Annotated in this window: 14 protein-coding genes and 1 pseudogene; 4 read left to right on the plus strand and 11 right to left on the minus strand. The window is 65.8% G+C overall.

The window, feature by feature from the left end; all coding sequences use genetic code 11:
- Positions 1 to 77 precede the first annotated feature (77 nt).
- From LRH25_RS32145 to LRH25_RS32155, 3 genes and pseudogenes are all read right to left on the minus strand, one after another.
- Positions 78 to 831 (minus strand): annotated as a pseudogene (locus LRH25_RS32145) (IS3 family transposase); the annotation flags it as partial.
- 70 nt (positions 832 to 901) lie between these two features.
- The gene (locus LRH25_RS32150; RefSeq protein ID WP_141286330.1) at positions 902 to 1,948 is read right to left on the minus strand and encodes an alpha/beta hydrolase family protein; all 1,047 of its coding nucleotides are present in this window, start codon (positions 1,946 to 1,948) and stop codon (positions 902 to 904) included.
- A complete protein-coding gene (locus LRH25_RS32155) occupies positions 1,945 to 2,934 on the minus strand; it encodes an SDR family oxidoreductase (protein ID WP_231013245.1) in 990 nt (329 codons plus the stop codon). Before LRH25_RS32155 ends, LRH25_RS32150 begins: the two co-directional genes overlap by 4 nt.
- A 12-nt stretch (positions 2,935 to 2,946) precedes the next feature.
- Here LRH25_RS32155 and LRH25_RS32160 point away from each other — a divergent pair, with 12 nt between their 5' ends.
- Positions 2,947 to 3,558, plus strand: coding sequence for a TetR/AcrR family transcriptional regulator (locus LRH25_RS32160; RefSeq protein WP_141286328.1), 612 nt, complete (start codon positions 2,947 to 2,949; stop codon positions 3,556 to 3,558).
- 81 nt (positions 3,559 to 3,639) lie between these two features.
- On the opposite strand, the gene LRH25_RS32165 is transcribed toward LRH25_RS32160, so the two are convergent.
- From LRH25_RS32165 to LRH25_RS32180, 4 genes are all read right to left on the minus strand, one after another.
- The gene (locus tag LRH25_RS32165) at positions 3,640 to 4,476 is read right to left on the minus strand and encodes an SHOCT domain-containing protein (RefSeq protein WP_211361317.1); all 837 of its coding nucleotides are present in this window, start codon (positions 4,474 to 4,476) and stop codon (positions 3,640 to 3,642) included.
- A 178-nt stretch (positions 4,477 to 4,654) separates the two neighbouring features.
- Positions 4,655 to 5,125: a chromate resistance protein ChrB domain-containing protein gene (locus tag LRH25_RS32170; RefSeq protein ID WP_141286327.1), complete on the minus strand. Its 471-nt coding sequence runs from the start codon at positions 5,123 to 5,125 to the stop codon at positions 4,655 to 4,657.
- 118 nt (positions 5,126 to 5,243) lie between these two features.
- Complete coding sequence (locus tag LRH25_RS32175; RefSeq protein ID WP_141286325.1) at positions 5,244 to 6,440, minus strand: chromate transporter; 1,197 nt, start codon at positions 6,438 to 6,440, stop codon at positions 5,244 to 5,246.
- Positions 6,441 to 6,456: 16 nt separating this feature from the next.
- Complete coding sequence (locus tag LRH25_RS32180) at positions 6,457 to 7,434, minus strand: chromate resistance protein ChrB domain-containing protein (RefSeq protein ID WP_141286323.1); 978 nt, start codon at positions 7,432 to 7,434, stop codon at positions 6,457 to 6,459.
- A gap of 195 nt (positions 7,435 to 7,629) precedes the next feature.
- Here LRH25_RS32180 and LRH25_RS32185 point away from each other — a divergent pair, with 195 nt between their 5' ends.
- From LRH25_RS32185 to LRH25_RS32195, 3 genes are all read left to right on the plus strand, one after another.
- On the plus strand, positions 7,630 to 8,874 hold the full coding sequence (locus tag LRH25_RS32185) for a hypothetical protein (protein ID WP_141286321.1): 1,245 nt from the start codon (positions 7,630 to 7,632) through the stop codon (positions 8,872 to 8,874).
- Positions 8,875 to 8,994: 120 nt separating this feature from the next.
- Positions 8,995 to 9,648 (plus strand): BON domain-containing protein, encoded by a 654-nt coding sequence (locus LRH25_RS32190; protein WP_141286319.1) that lies wholly within the window; start codon positions 8,995 to 8,997, stop codon positions 9,646 to 9,648.
- A gap of 38 nt (positions 9,649 to 9,686) precedes the next feature.
- A complete protein-coding gene (locus LRH25_RS32195; protein WP_141286317.1) occupies positions 9,687 to 10,340 on the plus strand; it encodes a BON domain-containing protein in 654 nt (217 codons plus the stop codon).
- Between the two features lie 14 nt (positions 10,341 to 10,354).
- Here the strand turns inward: LRH25_RS32195 and LRH25_RS32200 are convergent, their stop codons facing one another.
- The 4 genes from LRH25_RS32200 to LRH25_RS32215 form a co-directional block, all read right to left on the minus strand.
- Entirely contained in the window at positions 10,355 to 11,077 is a 723-nt protein-coding gene (locus tag LRH25_RS32200) for a FadR/GntR family transcriptional regulator (protein WP_170200785.1), read from the minus strand.
- A gap of 88 nt (positions 11,078 to 11,165) precedes the next feature.
- Positions 11,166 to 11,732 carry a hypothetical protein gene (locus LRH25_RS32205; protein WP_170200784.1) on the minus strand — a complete coding sequence of 189 codons (567 nt, stop codon included), beginning with the start codon at positions 11,730 to 11,732 and terminating at the stop codon, positions 11,166 to 11,168.
- 84 nt (positions 11,733 to 11,816) lie between these two features.
- Complete coding sequence (locus tag LRH25_RS32210) at positions 11,817 to 12,404, minus strand: hypothetical protein (RefSeq protein ID WP_141286313.1); 588 nt, start codon at positions 12,402 to 12,404, stop codon at positions 11,817 to 11,819.
- Between the two features lie 74 nt (positions 12,405 to 12,478).
- On the minus strand, positions 12,479 to 15,415 hold a 2,937-nt coding region (locus tag LRH25_RS32215; protein WP_170200783.1), incomplete at its 5' end, for an RHS repeat-associated core domain-containing protein.

Below are 15,415 nucleotides of genomic sequence, written 5' to 3' on the forward strand. Positions count from 1 at the left end.
CTGCAACGTGACCGCTGCGGCTCAAGGAATCAAATGACTGCTGTCGCTGCGCTTGAAATGGATTTTGCAGGGCCGACGAAGTAGGAACTGCGCGGCAGGTCCAGTTCGCTGAGCAGCTCCGCCAGGGTATAGGTCGCTCTGAGGGCATCAACCAGCTGTGTCTTCTCCCGGTTCGTCAGCTGCTGTCGGTCGATGCCCAGTTCTTTTTTTTAGCAGTTCATTCGCCTTCTTCAGCAGGTCCTTCTCGAGCTGCAGACGCCTGATGTCGCGCCGCAGGGCCTCGACCTGTTGTTCCAGTTCGGCTCGATCAGAGTTTGACGGGGCATCTTGCTGGCGCTTCATGGGTACGGGTGCGTCGTGGCCGAGCAACTGATTCTTCCACTTGTACAGCGAGCCTCGGGACACGCCCACATCGTCGGCCACCGCTTGCGCGCTTGCCGGGCGCATGCACAAGGCGATGACAGCGGACTGCTTGGCTTCCGGCGCCAGTTCAGCGACTCGACCAGTGGCGCGGGCACGCCCCTGCGGATGGGCCTGTTCGATCCACGCAGACAACAGATCCCGCGAGGGATAGCCCAGCGCTTTGATCGTCGCCACGATGCAGCGACCGTGCTCGAGATAGTGCTCGACGGCACGATCCTTCTGCGCTTGGGAGTACATCGGCTGGCGCGTATAACCGGCGGACAAGTCGCCGCGCTTCTCGTACTCGCGATACCAGTCCTTCAAGGCGTTCTCGGTCGGGTAGCCGAGCTGGCGAATCGTCAAGCCGACGCGCTTGCCCAGCTTGATGTAGAGCCGTATGGCGCGAAGCCGATCTTCGTATGAGTACATGAACTACCTCCAGGTAGTCCAAGAAATCGTCCGCACCCCCGGTGGCTCAAATTTGGATCGGCGCCAACACTCATTGCCATGCGATGTCAGAGACAGCTGTTCTCCCATCGGCGCGTGCCGGGAAAGCAGCGCCGGGGGCCTTGGCCAGGATGGGCTGCCAGTCGGCCTGCCATCGCCTGAGCGCAGCGTCACTGCCGCGGAAAGTCAGGTCCAGGAACGCCAGAGAGAGCTCGGCGGTCGCTGCCTTCACCTTCGGATTCAACGCCGCGCCGCCCGTGAGGGAACGGTCGGTGAAGACGCTGTGCGAGCCGCCTTGGAAGACTGCGAGCAGCTTGCGAGGGTCGGCGATGGCGTCGAACACGGCCAGCCGATCGACCAGGCCCGAGCGGTAGCCGGGAATCTCGATCACGTCGTCGGTGGCCGTCACATGGACCGTCGGCATCGACACATGGGCGAGCACTGTTGCCAAGTCGGCTTCGCCGTAGAACGGCGGTGCAGAGATGACGATGGCGGCCGAGAAGCGGGGATCGTGGCAGTCGACCGTGCGGCCCTGCCGGACCACCTGTGCCCCTGCGATCAGCAGCGTGGTGTTCGCGCCGTATGAGTGGCCGGCCGCGACAAGGCGACGAGGGTCCACGGCGGCACCAAGCGCACCGGTTTCATCGGAAAGCATGCGGTCCAGCGCAAAGCGCATGTCGGCGGCCCGGGCCATCGCCTCGCTTTCCTGTGCCGCCGCCTGCAACCGGCCCACCACGCCGAACGGGTTGCCGCGCCAAAGCGCGGCGTCGCTGCCAACATGCTGCACGTGCAGGCTTGCCACGCCCCGGGATGACCAATGCTTGCCAAGGTAGCTGTACCCCTGCCGCGAGCCGCCGATGCCGTGGGAGAACACGACCAGTGGCACCCTGGTCGTGGGCGACAGATCGGCTGGCCAGTACAGGCGTGAAGGCACGGGACGTGAACGTTGCGCGTCGACCCAGTCGAAGTCGTGCACCCGGTACGGCGGCACGGCAGGCTGCGCCCGCACCAACGCCGGCAACGGAAGAGCTGTTGTGGCCAACAGGGCGCAAAGCCTTCGCCGCCGCGGGTCCGCCGGCGCGCCGGTGCCGGTAATCAAAAGCCGGCTCCGGTGAGCCTGGCCGATTCAACCCACAGGCGCGCCGCATCCTTCTCGTCGAGTGCCTGGAGTGGCATTCGGGCTGCAGCGGGGTGGCCCCGTGTCTCGCTGAGCCTGTCGGGGCCGTAGTAGCCGCCGCCTTTGGCCTGGGGCGCGGTTGCAGCGTAGAGCGTGGGCAGGGCCCCTTGCGCGGCAGGCTGAAACAGGAACCACAAGAAGCGGCGAATCATGGCTTGAGGGCTGGCAGCGCCGGCGCCGTTGGGCAGCAGGTCCGTGCGCGCGATGCCCGGATGCGCGGCGACACTTTGCAGGCCCCAGCCGTTGGCGTCGCTCTGGCGCTGAAGCTCGAACGCGAACATCAGGCAGGCCAGCTTGGATTGGCCGTAGGCCACCATGGGCTTGTAGCCGCGCTCGGATTGCAGGTCGTCGAAATGCAAGGCGCCCGCTCGGGCTGCGACGCTGGACAGGCTGACGACACGTGGCTGGCTGCCCTTTCGCAGCAGGGGAAGCAGGTGTGCGGTCAGCGCGAAGTGGCCGAGGTGGTTGGTGCCGAGCTGCAGCTCAAAGCCGTCGACCGTCAGCTCGCGCCGTGGCGGCGCCATGACGGCGGCATTGTTGATGAGCAGGTCCAGGCTGCCCTGAGTGGTGCGCAGCCTCGCAGCGAACGCCTTGATGGTCTCAAGGCTGGCGAGGTCCACGGGCTCGAAGCTCACCTCGGCCGCCGGCACGCTGCGCCGTATCGCTTCGACTGCAGCGGCGCCCTTTTGAGGATTGCGCCCGGCAATGATGACCCGCGCACCAGCCCGGGCGAGCGCCAATGCGTCGTGGAAGCCCAGGCCTCCAGTGCCGGTGACGACCGCGGCGCGGCCTGTTTGCGGGGGGATGTCAGATGCGGTCCAGGGCGCCATGTGTCCTCGTGTATGGTATCTTGGATGCAGAAATAACTGCACTAAGTGCAGTTTGTACCGCACTTGGTGCAAATACACAAGAGCCCTTCCATGTCGGAAACGTCCCACCTGGCGCCTGGCGCGTCCACCGAAGGCCTGCGAGAGCGCAAGCGACGCGAGACGCGCGACCGAATCGCCGAAACCGCCCTGCGCCTGTTCCTCGCCAACGGCTTCGAAGGCACGACGCTGGACGTCATCGCCGCCGAATCGGGCATTTCCCGGCGCACCTTCTTCTCGTACTTCAAGTCCAAGGACGACATCCTGCTGTTCTCGCAGGACGTCCATTGGCGAGCCATCTACGCCGACTTGTTGAAGACTTCGCCGGACGTGCCGCCACTGGATGCCGTGCGGGACATCTTCGTGAAGCACATGGCGCGCTACAGCACCGAAGAGATGGTGGCCATCGACACGCTGATGCGGTCAAGCGCCACGCTCCAGTCGCGCAAGCAGGCCTTTTACGCGGAGCAGGAACAGGTGCTTTTTTCGCAGCTTTGCGAAGTCTGGCGCCAGCCAGAGCGTCGCACCGCGCTGCGCATGGTGGCCATGGTGTCGATGGGGGCGATGCGGCTGACGGCACAGACCTGGCACGAGCAGCCCAGTCCCAGAAAGCCGATGGCCAAGCTGCTGCGTGAAACCTTCGAGAGCCTGAAGTCCGAGCTTTGAACCCAAGGTCTTGCCGGGCCGGTTCTCGGCCGCCCTCGCGGGCCAGGCGCGCCCGCGATCAGGCGCCGCTTGTCGCACGGGCTACAGCAGCGCCAGGATTTCCTTGCGCTTTTGCTGGTATTCCTCTTCGCTGATCAGGCCGCGCTCGCGCAGCCGCTTCAGGGTCAGCAGGCGCTGCTCGATCTCGTCGGCCGAGACGGCCTCGCGTGCGCGCGGCGCAGGGAGCGTCGCGGCCGCGGCAGGCGAGGGCATCGGCACCGCTGCGGCGGGTGCCGCAGCGCTTGGCATCACCAGCGGCACTTCCAGCCAGTCGGAGCGCTTGCTTGCCGCGGAAGCGCTTTGCAGCACGGCGTTTCCGGCCTTCGCGCGGGCGCCGAATTCGAAGTCAGGCCGGGTGTGCGTGCCGCGGGCACGGTCGAAGAAATCGAACCGTGCGTCGTGCACGATCAATTGCAAGGCGCCGCCCTGGACGAACAAGCGGGCGGTCACCGCGCTGGGGACGAAGAAGCTGCCATCGTCCCGCCGAGCCGACGAGACGAAGACGACATCGTCGGAGGGGGCCGCAATCGCGAGCGCCTTCGAAAGCGATTCGGCAAGGTCCTTGAGCTCGCCGTTGCTGAACAGGGGCGCGTCGGCGTTGGCGGTCTGCGAACGGATCGCCCTCAGCTGCGCCAGCAGCAGATCGGCGGGCACCCGGGTCGGGTGCTGGTTGGGTGCTGCGCCAGCCTCGATGGACACGAGCCGCACCTCGGAATAGTCGCCAAGCGTCCAGGTGCGCTGGCGAGCGGGCGCGCTGGACGCGGCCTGCTGCGCGGCACTGGAAAGCGACCCGATGCCCGCATGAACCGGCGCGGCGACGGCGATTGCCGCACCTGCCATCAGCACGACGCGAGCAGTTTGACAGAGCTTGGTTTTCATGGCGCAAACGATAGCACCGTCGCCTGGTCGGGGCTGCGAAGCGATTCAAACCGTGCTCACGTCGCGCAAGGCGCTGGTGAAGTCTCGCCTGCAGGCGGCAACTTTGGCCAAGCCTGGTTGCATGCTTGCGAAACCGGCCACGCCGCATTTGCAGACGGCGCTTGGCGGCTTGCTGCGATCAGGACGCCGAGGCAGGCCCTTCCTGCGGCGGCCAGTGGTGGGTTTCGGCCTGGCACGACACGCACCAGGCATAGAGTGCGTCGTACATCACCAGGCCGTGCCGCAGCATCTCGTGGTCATCGGCAAAGGTCTTGGACAGGCCCAGCGAGATGGCGTATAGGCCGGCCGATTGCGGCGCCAGGTCCAGGCGCGAGGTGTCGGCGCCCCGCACGATGGTGGCCAGCTGGGCGAGCGCGGGTTGCTGCAACTGGTACTTCGCAAGGAAGGCATCGAAGCTGCAGAGCTCGCCCACGTGGGTCATCTCCACGCCGGGAATGTCATAAGGCACCGCGCCGGTTTGCCGGGCGACTTCCAGCACCTGACTTGCCGGCACGTAGAGGAATTCGGGCGCCTTGTCGATGAAGCGGGCGATCAGCCACGGGCAGGCGATGCGGTCGATCTTCGGGCGTTCGCGGGTGACCCATTTCATGAGCCGGCTCCTTTGTCCTGCGTTGGCAAGTCTTTGCGCAGCAGGGGACGAGTCTGGATGTTCACGGCAGCCCCCGGGATGGTGACGCGAATGGATGCTGTCGCTCGGGTTGTGGCATTCAGGCGCCTGAATGAACCATCAGCGGATGCACCACCAGGCCGATCAGCGCAGCCGAGACGACGATGACCGGCTCGGTGACCTTCTTGAAGCGCCACAGCACCAGGGCCGTGACCAGCGCCAGCACGGCGGTCACCCAGTCGGTGATGGAGCGCTGGCCGATGACGATCACGGCGCCGGCAATGGCCCCGATGGCCGCGGCCGTGACGCCATCGACAAAGGCCACGATGGCGGGCCGCTTGCCGTACTTCTTGAAGTACGGCGCCGGCAGCACCGTCAGCAGGTAGCAGGGCAGGAAGGTGGCCACGGCGGCCACCACCGCGCCCCAGAAGCCGGCCACCAGGTAGCCGATGAAGCCAGTGGTGATCACGACGGGGCCGGGGGTGATCATGGCCACGGCCACCGCGTCGACGAATTGCCGGTCGGTCAGCCAGCCGTATTCCTTGACCACGCCGCTGTACAGGAAGGGCACGATGGCCAGGCCGCTGCCGAACACGAAGCTGCCGGCATAGGCGAAGTAGGCGCCGATCTTGGCCAGCTTGGCGGTGTCCACCGTGTCCAGCGCGAACATCGCCACCAGCGGCGCGGCAACACCGTTGACGCTGCCGCGCTTGAGCCAGGCCGGCGGCACACGCCAGAACCAGACCAGCACGCCCGCGCCGAGGAACAGCCAGATCACTTCGGACTGGGTGATGACCGTGACCGCCAGGCTGACCGCGAAGATGGCCCACAGCAGCTTGTCCTTGCCGATGTTCTTGGTCGTGAGCTTGTAGGCGCTCATCGCGATGATGCCGATCACCGCCGCGCCGACACCGTAGAAAACAGCCTGCATCCAGCCGATGCCGCCGAACGAGACATAGGCGGTGCCCAGAGCCACCACCATCACGAAGGACGGCAGCACAAAGGCCAGCCCGACCAGGGTTGCACCGGTCAGGCGGTAGTGGGCGTAGCCCAGGTAGATCGCCAGCTGGGCCGCCAGCGGTCCGGGCATCAGCTGGGCGATGGCCATGCCTTCCTTGTAGTCGGCCTCGGTGAACCAGCGGCGTTTCTCCACCAGGTCGCGGTACATGTAGCCGACCAGGGCCACCGGGCCGCCGAAGCCCCAGGTGCCCAGGCCCAGCATGTAGGCCACAAGCTGCCAGAGCGTGTAGGAGGGCTGCGCGGGCAGGTCGATCGGTGGGCTTGTCGGGTCGCTCATGGGGTTCTCCTTCTCCTCAGGTCCTGTTCTTGGTGGGGTCGCGCTGAAAGTAGGCGTGGAGGGAATCGAGCACAGTGGCCATCTCGGCCAGCAGCGCGTCGTCGTCGTCGCCGAGGCGCTCGCGAGCGCCCGACAGCACGGCCTCGAAGCCCAGCGCCTCGGGCACCGGCTCGCCGCCCACGTCGAGCTGGTGGACCATCGCGGCCAGGCGGCCGAGCGCCGCGTCGCCTTCGAGGCCGAAGCTGAGCATCAGCGTCTCGAAGGTCACGAAGTGGTCGACGTGCGAGAAGCTCGCACCATCGAAGTCGAAGCCCAGCGCGTCGGCAGGGCAGTCCGCCGGTTGCTGCAGCCACAGGAAACGCGCCTGAGGGTCGATGAAGCGGCGGATCAGCCACGCGCTGGCAACGCGGTCGACCCACAAGCGCCGCCGAGTCGCCCAGAGGCGCCCCTGGTAGGCGTCGGCGCGCAAGCGAGGCACCTGGCCTTCGACTTCCTGCGGCTCGTTCGGTGACAACAGCCGCTCCACGCGGCGGCTGAAATCCGTCCAAGCGGCGTCTGCTTCCAGGCTGGCGTCGCCAGGGAAGAAGTCGATGGCGCGCAGCGCGTGGAAGTCGCGGTGCAGCTTTCTTTGCAGCCGCGCCAGTTCTGAGGGCGCGAGGCCAGGCAGCGTGGCTGCTGCCTTCTTCCAGGCCGCGATGAGCGCTGCGTAGTCCTCGGAGCGGTCGAACAAGGCCGGAAAGGCCAGCGCTTCGTCGGCCCCGGTGGGGCTGGCTTCCATGGTCCAGGCGCTGCCGCCTTCGCGAAGACAGGCCTCGGCGAGCTCCCGCAGCGCGGCCTCGTGCCCGGCTCGGCGCGGCAGCAGGTAGACGCCGTCACGCAAGGCGGCGCAGCCCTGGGCCTTGAGCGCGCGCCAGATCCGCATCCGGGCGGTGGCGCTTTGCGTGGGCAGCGAGAGGACCAGCAGCAGCCAGGCCCCGGCGGGAGAAGGATTCATGTAGTTGATGCTACATATGTGTAGTGATCAATACAAGGCTCTTTCCTGGAGCCGCCTTTGCCGCGTTGGGGCGCTGGCAGCGGGTGCTTGGCATGCCTTTCCAACGGCTTTCGCATATGAAACCACTGGCAAGTTTCCTGCTTGAATGTTCGGCCGCACCCAGCGGCCCAGAACCATTCATGCAGAGGGATTGCCATGTCGAAAGCCGAGCGCCGCCACCCCGCCAGCCCGTTCGCCGGGCACCGGGCCCTGCTGATTTCCTTGATGCTGGGAGGACTGCTGGCACCGGCTGCAGGATGGGCGCAGCTCAAGCCGGGCTTCGCGCCGAACGAGGCCCAAGCCTCTGCGCGCACCGATCTGATCGATCTCGAATTCAGTGCCTCACGCAACATGTTCACCTGGTGCGACTACAAGGGGCACTTGTGGGTGGGCACGATTGACCCGGTGACCGGAAACTTCCTGAAGCCGACCTACCGCATGCTGGATTCGGATGCCATCACGCCCCAGGAGATGAACATCACCACCAATGGGCCGGAGTGGATCTCCACCGCCACCGGCGACCATGTGGTCTACACCAAGTTCGCAGGAGGCGTCTCGAAGGCTTCGACCGCCCGCCTGGCCATGGTGGAAGGCAGCGCCGATGGCAGCACCTGGGGCACACCGACCCTGCTTGGACCGGACGCCGGCCGCAACGCACCGTATGCGAGCGACGACGATGGCGACCCGAATCCGCGCATCAGCTACGTGGACGCCAAGAACAACCACTACTGGCGCTACGTCTACCAGGCAGCCTCCGAGGCCAAGGTCCAGGGCATGGCGCGCACGCCCAAGCCGGTTTCGGTGCGCTTCACCAAGGGTTATGCCGGGCTGGTCTATGCGCAGGCTGTGAACGGCATCAACCAGGTCTTCCTCGAGCACCTGGACAGCGGCAGGCTGGTGCAGATCACCAACGACGATGGCGCCAAGGACGAGCGCACCGTGCCCTGGGTCTGGCGGGCGCCGGAGTACGGCAACAAGCTGACGCTGATGAGCACGGTCAACGGCAACGAGCTGCGGTTCTTCCAGCAGGCGGACGGAGACGGCCTGGGCGACAGCCCGTGGTCACCGATTGGCAGCGTGATGCTGCCGGAGGGCGGCACCGTGGCTTCGCCGGAGCCGTTCACCTACAACGGCAACTCCTATGTGGTGTTGGCGATCAAGAGCGTGCCAAACGACTACCCGTCGGCCATCTACGTCGCCGCAATCGCCCCCACCGCTTCGCCGCGGCTGTGGAAGGTCTCCGATGACAGCGCCCTGCGCATCCGCATGGATCCAGAGGTGTTCATCACCGGCGGCGGTCCCGTGGTGTTCTACAACCGGTTCAATCCGGCGGTGAATCCAGACTCACCGTACTGCGCCGACTGCTCCGAAGGCGTGTGGCGAGCCAGCACCGGGCTTTGACGGCGGCGGGTGCTTGCGCCGGATCCGGCAGTCCGGTGTGCCGCCGCGTGGGTTGTCGCACAGACCTGGGCGCCAAGAGGGCAGAGGCTACGTGTCTTTCAACCCACCGGAAGGCTCGTCATGAAGACCGATTCGCAGCTGCAGCAGGACGTGATGGCCGAGCTCAGGTGGGAGCCCGCGGTGCATGCGACGCAGATCGGCGTCGAGGTGGAGGACGGCGTGGTCACCCTGGCCGGCGAGGTCAGCAGCCATGTGGAGAAGTGGAATGCGGAGCGCGCCGCGCAGCGTGTCAACGGCATCCGGGGGCTGGCCGTCGAGCTGGAGGTCAAGCTGGGCGCGCTCGACAAGCGCACCGATGTCGACATCGCGCAGTCGGCCCGGAACATCCTGAGCTGGACCGGTTCCCTGCCCGAGGACGCCGTGAAGGTGCTGGTCGAGCAGGGTTGGCTGACGCTGTCTGGCGAGGTGGAGTGGCAATTCCAGCGCGAGGATGCCGCGGAAAGTCTGCGCAGCCTGCCCGGCCTCACGGGGGTGAGCAACCAGATCGGCATCAAGCCCTCGCCCTCGGCCACGGTCGTCAAGGCGGAGATCGAGGCCACCCTTCGCCGCAGCGCCGCCGCCGATGCGAAGGCCATTGGCGTCGAAGTCCACGGTACCAGCGTGACCCTCACAGGGGCGGTGCACAGCTGGGCCGAGCGTGATTCGGCGACCCGCTCCGCCTGGGGCAGCCCCGGCGTTCGCAAGGTCATCGACAAGATGAGCCTGGTCTACTGAACCCTCAGGTCTCCACTTCGCAGCCAGGAACCACCACCATGAAGACCGACCGCCAACTGCAGCAGGACGTCAGCGCTGAACTCGGATGGGAACCCTCGGTGCACGCTGCGCGCATCGGGGTCGAAGTGAAGGACGGCATCGTCACGCTGGCCGGGCGGGTCGATTCATACGCCGAGAAATGGACCGCGGAACGCACGGCCCAGCGAGTGTCTGGCGTCAATGCCCTGGCCACCCGCTTGAAGGTGCAGCTCCCTGGCTTCAGCAAGCGCACCGATGCTGACATCGCCGGCGCTGTGCAGCACGTGCTGGCATGGACCGCCGAGCTGCCCGCCGGTGCCCTGCAGGTGAGGGTCGAAGGCGGCCATGTCACGCTTTCCGGCCTGGTGGACTGGCACTACCAGAAGCAGCAGGCCACACAAAGCGTTCGCCGCTTGATGGGCGTGCTGGGCCTCAGCGACGAGATCGGCATCCAGCCTTCGGTGGTGGTCACGGTCATCAAGTCGGACATCGAAGCCGCGCTCAACCGTGTGGCCATCCTGGATGCCGGGAAGATTGCCGTCGCCGTGCAGAACGCCGAGATCACGCTGACCGGAACGATCCGGAACTGGGCCGAACGCGAAACGGCCTTGGGCACCGCATGGGCCACGCCCGGCGTGCACAAGGTCGTGGACCTGATGAAGCTGGCGCACTGAGCGCCGGGCGCTTCTCAGCTCAGCTCGTTGACGGCCTCTTCCGCGCGGCGGTGGCATTCGAGGGTCAGCGTGCGGGCCTTGTTGGCGTCATGGCGGGCGATGGCCGTCACGAGCTTGCGCCTGTCGGCGGCCAACAGGCCGGTGGCCTGGCGCCAGCGCTTGACCGAGCCGCCGGCCAGCTGGCGGGTCATGTCGATCTGCAGGCCGGAGAGGAACTTGCAGGTCGCGATCAGCAAGGCGTTGTGGGAAGCATCGGCCAGGCCGTCCAGGAAACGCTTCAGGCCGACTTCAAAATCCTCGCAGGTGCTGCCTTGCTCGATCTGGGTCAGGGCATCCTGCATGTTCGTGATCTGTGCCTCGGTGCCACGCACGGCGGCCAGTTCTGCGGCATGTGCATTCAGCGCCGACAGCACGCCCAGCACATCCTGCGTGCCGATCTTCTCCAGCTTGATCATCGAGTCCAGGGACTGGGCAATGAGTTGTCCGGCGTCGGCCGTCACGTAGGCCCCGCTGCCGTGCCGCACTTCCACCATGTGGATGGTCGCCAGCGCCCGGATGGCTTCACGCACCGTGGCGCCGCTCACCTGGTAGGAGGCCGCCATTTCACGCTCGGTGGGCAGCTTGTCGCCACGCGAAAATTCACGGCTGAGGATGCGTTCGCGCAGATCGTCCAGGATTTGTTCGGCGGCGCCGCCGCGCGCGAGCGGGCGGAGACCCGGGGTCTGCAGGGTTTTCACGGCGGGGCGATTTGCGCGCGTCACTTGATGAATCTGATTATGCATGGGCCTTGTTGCCCCAACCGGCCCCACCCGGCCCCGCCCAGGCTCAGGCCGGCGTGCCGTGCAGCAGCTGCAGCCCGGTGATGGCCGTGCCCACCGAGACGATCTGCACGATGCCGGAAGCCACTTCCTCGTTGTCGCCGTCCACCAGGTAGGCCACATGGGCCGGCTGCTGCTGCAGGCCCAGGCCATAGTGCAGCGTGCTGCTGGCGGCGCGGGCCTGGGCAATCACTTCGGGCAGCAGCGCACGCTCGAAGAGGTAAAGCCCGGCCATCGAAGCGTCCATCAGCTTGTCGAACAATGGCCAGGCCAGCCGCACTTCGTCGAGTTGCAGCAGCCCGCAATGGCTGGGCACCAGCCAGGACAGCAGCCGCAGCGCGCCACGCGTCACCGATTCGCTGAACAGCAGCGTCACCCCCGGCAGCGCGGCCAGATCGCGGTAGCACTGCGCCGTTTGCGCCCCCGTGCCGAAGATCACGCAGCTTAGCTCTGGGTGCGCCGCAGCGTAGGCTGCCAGCGCCTGAACGTTGGCCTGCACGTCACTGGACTGGACCGCGGTGGTGCTGAGCGTGGCGATGGTTTCCATGCCGTCGAGGAAGCCGTGCTGAAGCATTGCGTTTTGTGCCCATGTCGCCGCGCCTCAGCGGCAGAACGAAGAGGTCGGCCGAAGGGTGACCACCTTTTGATTCGGGACAACCTACCGCCAGAACTCCCACCATCTGCTTTGGCGGCCGGGTCCTTGACCGCGAGTCGAGGCGAGTGTTTCAAATCCGTTGCCTGCAAGGCCCGGTGTTTCTTCGTCGTGCTTGAAACCGGCAATGCTTTGGGCCAGCTGGAGTGGCACCTCGAAGAAGAAGTCGACCTCCTGCGCAGCCGAGTCCTCCACATCCTGCAAACGCTTCGCGGCCTGGAGGATTTCGTCAAACGATGCCGGCAGGCTTCCTTGGGTCACCAGGTGCCGCCGGGATTCTTGTCCGTCATGCTCGGCGCTCCATGCCATCTTGCCGGCGCGCCAGCAGGCGGCTTGGCAGTGCATGACGTGTTCTTCCACGGCGCAGGCCACGATGTCATGTTTCTCCGAATGGGCCGCGAGAAAACCCGGCGAGAGGATGGCGTGTTCGTCGCCCCTTGCGACCACCAAATACCCCTTGCCTGGCAGTTCGGCACCTTGCAATGGTTGGCTGGCCAGCGTTGCGAACTTACCCGTTGGCGTGAACCCCAGGTCCTCGGTCATTTGCCGGGCCGTGGCGCCCATGATGGCAATCCATGAAATGTTGAATCCCATGCGCTGTCAGCCTTTGAGTGGGCCAGTTTGGACCCTCGAGAGTCTAAAGGGCACCCGGTGAGGGCACGCGGGGATCATTTGTTGCACCCGCAGTCGTCGCCCGCCGCTCGGCCTGCGGCACCGCCCGCCGCACCACCGGCAGCACCGCCTGCCGCGGCCCCGGCTCTTTCGAAGAATGGATAGGTCCATCTCTCCACGTGATAGGCGTCGCCCATCGCCGCCGCTGCGCGCCGCTGCGCGGCAGTGAGTCCTGCCGTTCCGAACTTGGACTCGACGTAGTAGGAAACGCCCCGGATGGAACGCCAGGTGCTGTCGACGAATGTTGTCTGACCTGGAATGGACTGCGAGTTGCGGGCGGCCGTCTGGACGCTTCCCTTCAGCGTGTTGCTCACGACGGAAAGGGCTTCGCCAATCTGTCCTTTCGTGCCGTTGGAAAGGCCGCGCAAGGCACTCGTCAGGCCCTTGCCGCCAAGACCGCCGCCGAGGGCACCCAAGGCGGTGGAGGCCGCCAGGCGGCCCAGGCTGACACAGTGGAGGTTGCCGCCGTTTTCGATCAACTGCGACACCAGGTCCACGCCGAAACCGATGGCGGCGCCAACGCACCAAGGGCACTGCCCGGTCGGGTCGCTTTGATTGACTGGATTGTTGCCTGCGTAGGCGTAAAGATTCAGCCCGCCCGTTTCCCCGATGGGATCTCGCGACAGCCATCGCCCGGCCGCCGGGTTGTAGGCGCGGTACTGCGTGAGGTACAGGCCGCTGGTGGGGTGATAGAACATTCCGGCGTAGCGGAAGTCGGTGCTGGTGGCCGTGCCACCGCTGGCCGCCAGATTGCCGTAGGCGTCGTAGTCCAGCGAGCCCAGCACGTTGCCGTTGGCAATGTTGGTGGTGTTGCGCACCGAGCCGAGCTGGTCGCGGTCGTAGTAGGTTTTGGCCGAGTTGGATGGCCGGTATTCACCGTCGGCGTAGTAGAGCCGCGTCACGGCATCCGATGCATCTCGTGCCTGGCACAACTCCGCGCCGCACCACAGGTAGCGCGTCTCGGTCGTCGTGCTGCCGTTGGTCTCGACGATGGCCACGCGCCGGCCCAGGCCGTCGTAGCGGAACTGCGTCTTCAGCGCGGCATTGTTCTTGTAAAGGATGGTGGCCAGCCGGCCGGCACCGTCCCAGGTGTAGGTGCGCTTGCCATCGTCGGTGATGTTGCCGCCGCCGTCATGGGTCACGTTGGCACCAGCCAGCTTCAGCAGCTGGTTGTTGACGCCAAAGGTGGCGGCCGAGGTGCCACCGCCTGGCAACGTGAGGCTGGTGAGGTTGTCGGCCGGGTCGTAGGTGTAGGTGGAGGCGTCGCCCGGCGAGGCCGTTAGCGCGGTCACTCGGTCCTCCGCGTCGTAACCGGGTGTCCAGTTGCGCGCGACCCCGGCGATCGTGGTGTCGGCAATGCCGACGTGGCGGCCCAGCGCGTCGCTGGTGTATTGGTAGCCGCGTGTGCCCAGGTGGGCGAGGCCTTTCAGGCGCCGGTCGTTGACATTGGTGTCATAGGTGAACGTGGTCTTGGCTTTGGTGCCGATGGCGAGGGTCAGCAGCTGCTCGGTTTCGCCCAGGTAGGTGTAAGCGCTGCTGCCCAGCGCGCTCTGTCCGGACAGTGCGCGGTCCAGTGCGTCGTAGGCCACGCTCTCCACCGTCCCGGCCACCGTGCGATTGATCATGCGGCCCAGCTTGTCGTAGCCGTAGACGATATCGTCGTTGGTGTACGGGCCGTCCTCCTTGCTCAGTTGCAAGGCGCCCAGCGTGCCGACCGCGCCGTACTGGTATTGCGTGGTGCCCGTGCCGTCGGTCATGGACTTGATCCGCGAGAACACCGGGTCGTAGCTGAAGCTGACGGTCGGTGTGCTGACAGAGCCACCGCTGTACGCGATGCTGGCGAGCTGATTGTCTTTGCGGTAGCTGAAGGTTTGCGTGCGGCCTTCTGCGTCGGTGCGAGACTTGAGTCGCCCGCCGTAGGTTTCCCAGGCCAGGGTTTCGACACTGCCATCGGCGTAGGTCTTGCCAATGGGCCGACCTTGCAGGTCTCGTTGCCAACTTGTCACGTTGCCCTTGGGGTCGGTGATCGAGAGAAGTTGGCCGTTGCGGTAGTAGCCGTAACTCACGGTGCGCAGCAGCGCGTCGACCACGCCGGTCAGCCGGCGATTGGCGTCAATCACGTAGCTGGTGAGTCGCCCGCTTCGGTCGGTGTAGCTGCTGAGGTCCAGCTTGTCGTAGGTGCGCAGCTCGGTGCTGCCATCCGGATAGGTGGTGGTGGTGGGCCTGTCGAATGCGTCGTAGGCGTAGCTCACCGTCCGGCCTTCGGAATCGGTCGCAGTTGCCACGTGACCCTGGCCGTCATAGGCATAGGACAGGGCCGTCTTGGCGTTTGGATTGGTGATGGTCTGCAGTTGGCCCAGCGCGTCGTACTGCATGCTCCACACCTGCCCGAGCGCATCGGTCTTGGTGAGAAGTTGCCCGGCCGGGTTGTAGGTGTACTGCGTCACCTGTCCCGCTGCGTCGGTGTAAGTCAGCGGCAGGTGCTGGCTGTTGTAGGTGTACTGAGCGGTGACGTAGTAGTTGCCGTTCTTGTCGCGTATCCGCACCCGGGTCACGTCGATGCCGTTGCCATTGCCGTAGCTGTACTGCGTGTAGCGGCCTTCAGGGTCGGTGACCGAGGCGATGTTGCCCGTCTGGTTGTACAGCACGGTGGTGAGCTGCGTGCTGCCGTCGTCCAGCACTCGGCCGATCTGCCAAGGTTGGTTGTAGGTGCCAGATGTGAGGCCGCTGTCATTGGGCGTACGCAGCCACAGCCGGCCTTCCAGCGGATCCAGGCTCGACGCAGCCGCGCTGGACGAATAGCTGAAGTTCACCATGTCGTGGTACCAGTGCTGCACCTTGGCCTGGGTGTAGTCGCCGGCGGCCAGCTGGTAGGCGTGCTTGTCCCAGTAGAAGGTGTTGCGGTAGTACAGGTACTGGTTGTCGTTGTCCAT

The sequence above is a fragment of the Ideonella azotifigens genome (genome assembly GCF_021043325.1).
In the GTDB taxonomy this organism is placed as follows: Bacteria; Pseudomonadota; Gammaproteobacteria; order Burkholderiales; family Burkholderiaceae_C; genus Ideonella; species Ideonella azotifigens.

Bases quoted from the DNA above. Each gene is read 5' to 3' on its own strand.
- LRH25_RS32190 (WP_141286319.1), top strand. From the start codon at position 8,995: ATGAAGACCGATTCGCAGCTGCAGCAGGACGTGATGGCCGAGCTCAGG.
- LRH25_RS32210 (WP_141286313.1), bottom strand. From the start codon at position 12,404: ATGGGATTCAACATTTCATGGATTGCCATCATGGGCGCCACGGCCCGG.
- LRH25_RS32195 (WP_141286317.1), top strand. From the start codon at position 9,687: ATGAAGACCGACCGCCAACTGCAGCAGGACGTCAGCGCTGAACTCGGA.
- LRH25_RS32185 (WP_141286321.1), top strand. From the start codon at position 7,630: ATGTCGAAAGCCGAGCGCCGCCACCCCGCCAGCCCGTTCGCCGGGCAC.
- LRH25_RS32160 (WP_141286328.1), top strand. From the start codon at position 2,947: ATGTCGGAAACGTCCCACCTGGCGCCTGGCGCGTCCACCGAAGGCCTG.
- LRH25_RS32170 (WP_141286327.1), bottom strand. From the start codon at position 5,125: ATGAAATGGGTCACCCGCGAACGCCCGAAGATCGACCGCATCGCCTGC.
- LRH25_RS32165 (WP_211361317.1), bottom strand. From the start codon at position 4,476: ATGAAAACCAAGCTCTGTCAAACTGCTCGCGTCGTGCTGATGGCAGGT.
- LRH25_RS32205 (WP_170200784.1), bottom strand. From the start codon at position 11,732: ATGCTTCAGCACGGCTTCCTCGACGGCATGGAAACCATCGCCACGCTC.
- LRH25_RS32180 (WP_141286323.1), bottom strand. From the start codon at position 7,434: ATGAATCCTTCTCCCGCCGGGGCCTGGCTGCTGCTGGTCCTCTCGCTG.
- LRH25_RS32175 (WP_141286325.1), bottom strand. From the start codon at position 6,440: ATGAGCGACCCGACAAGCCCACCGATCGACCTGCCCGCGCAGCCCTCC.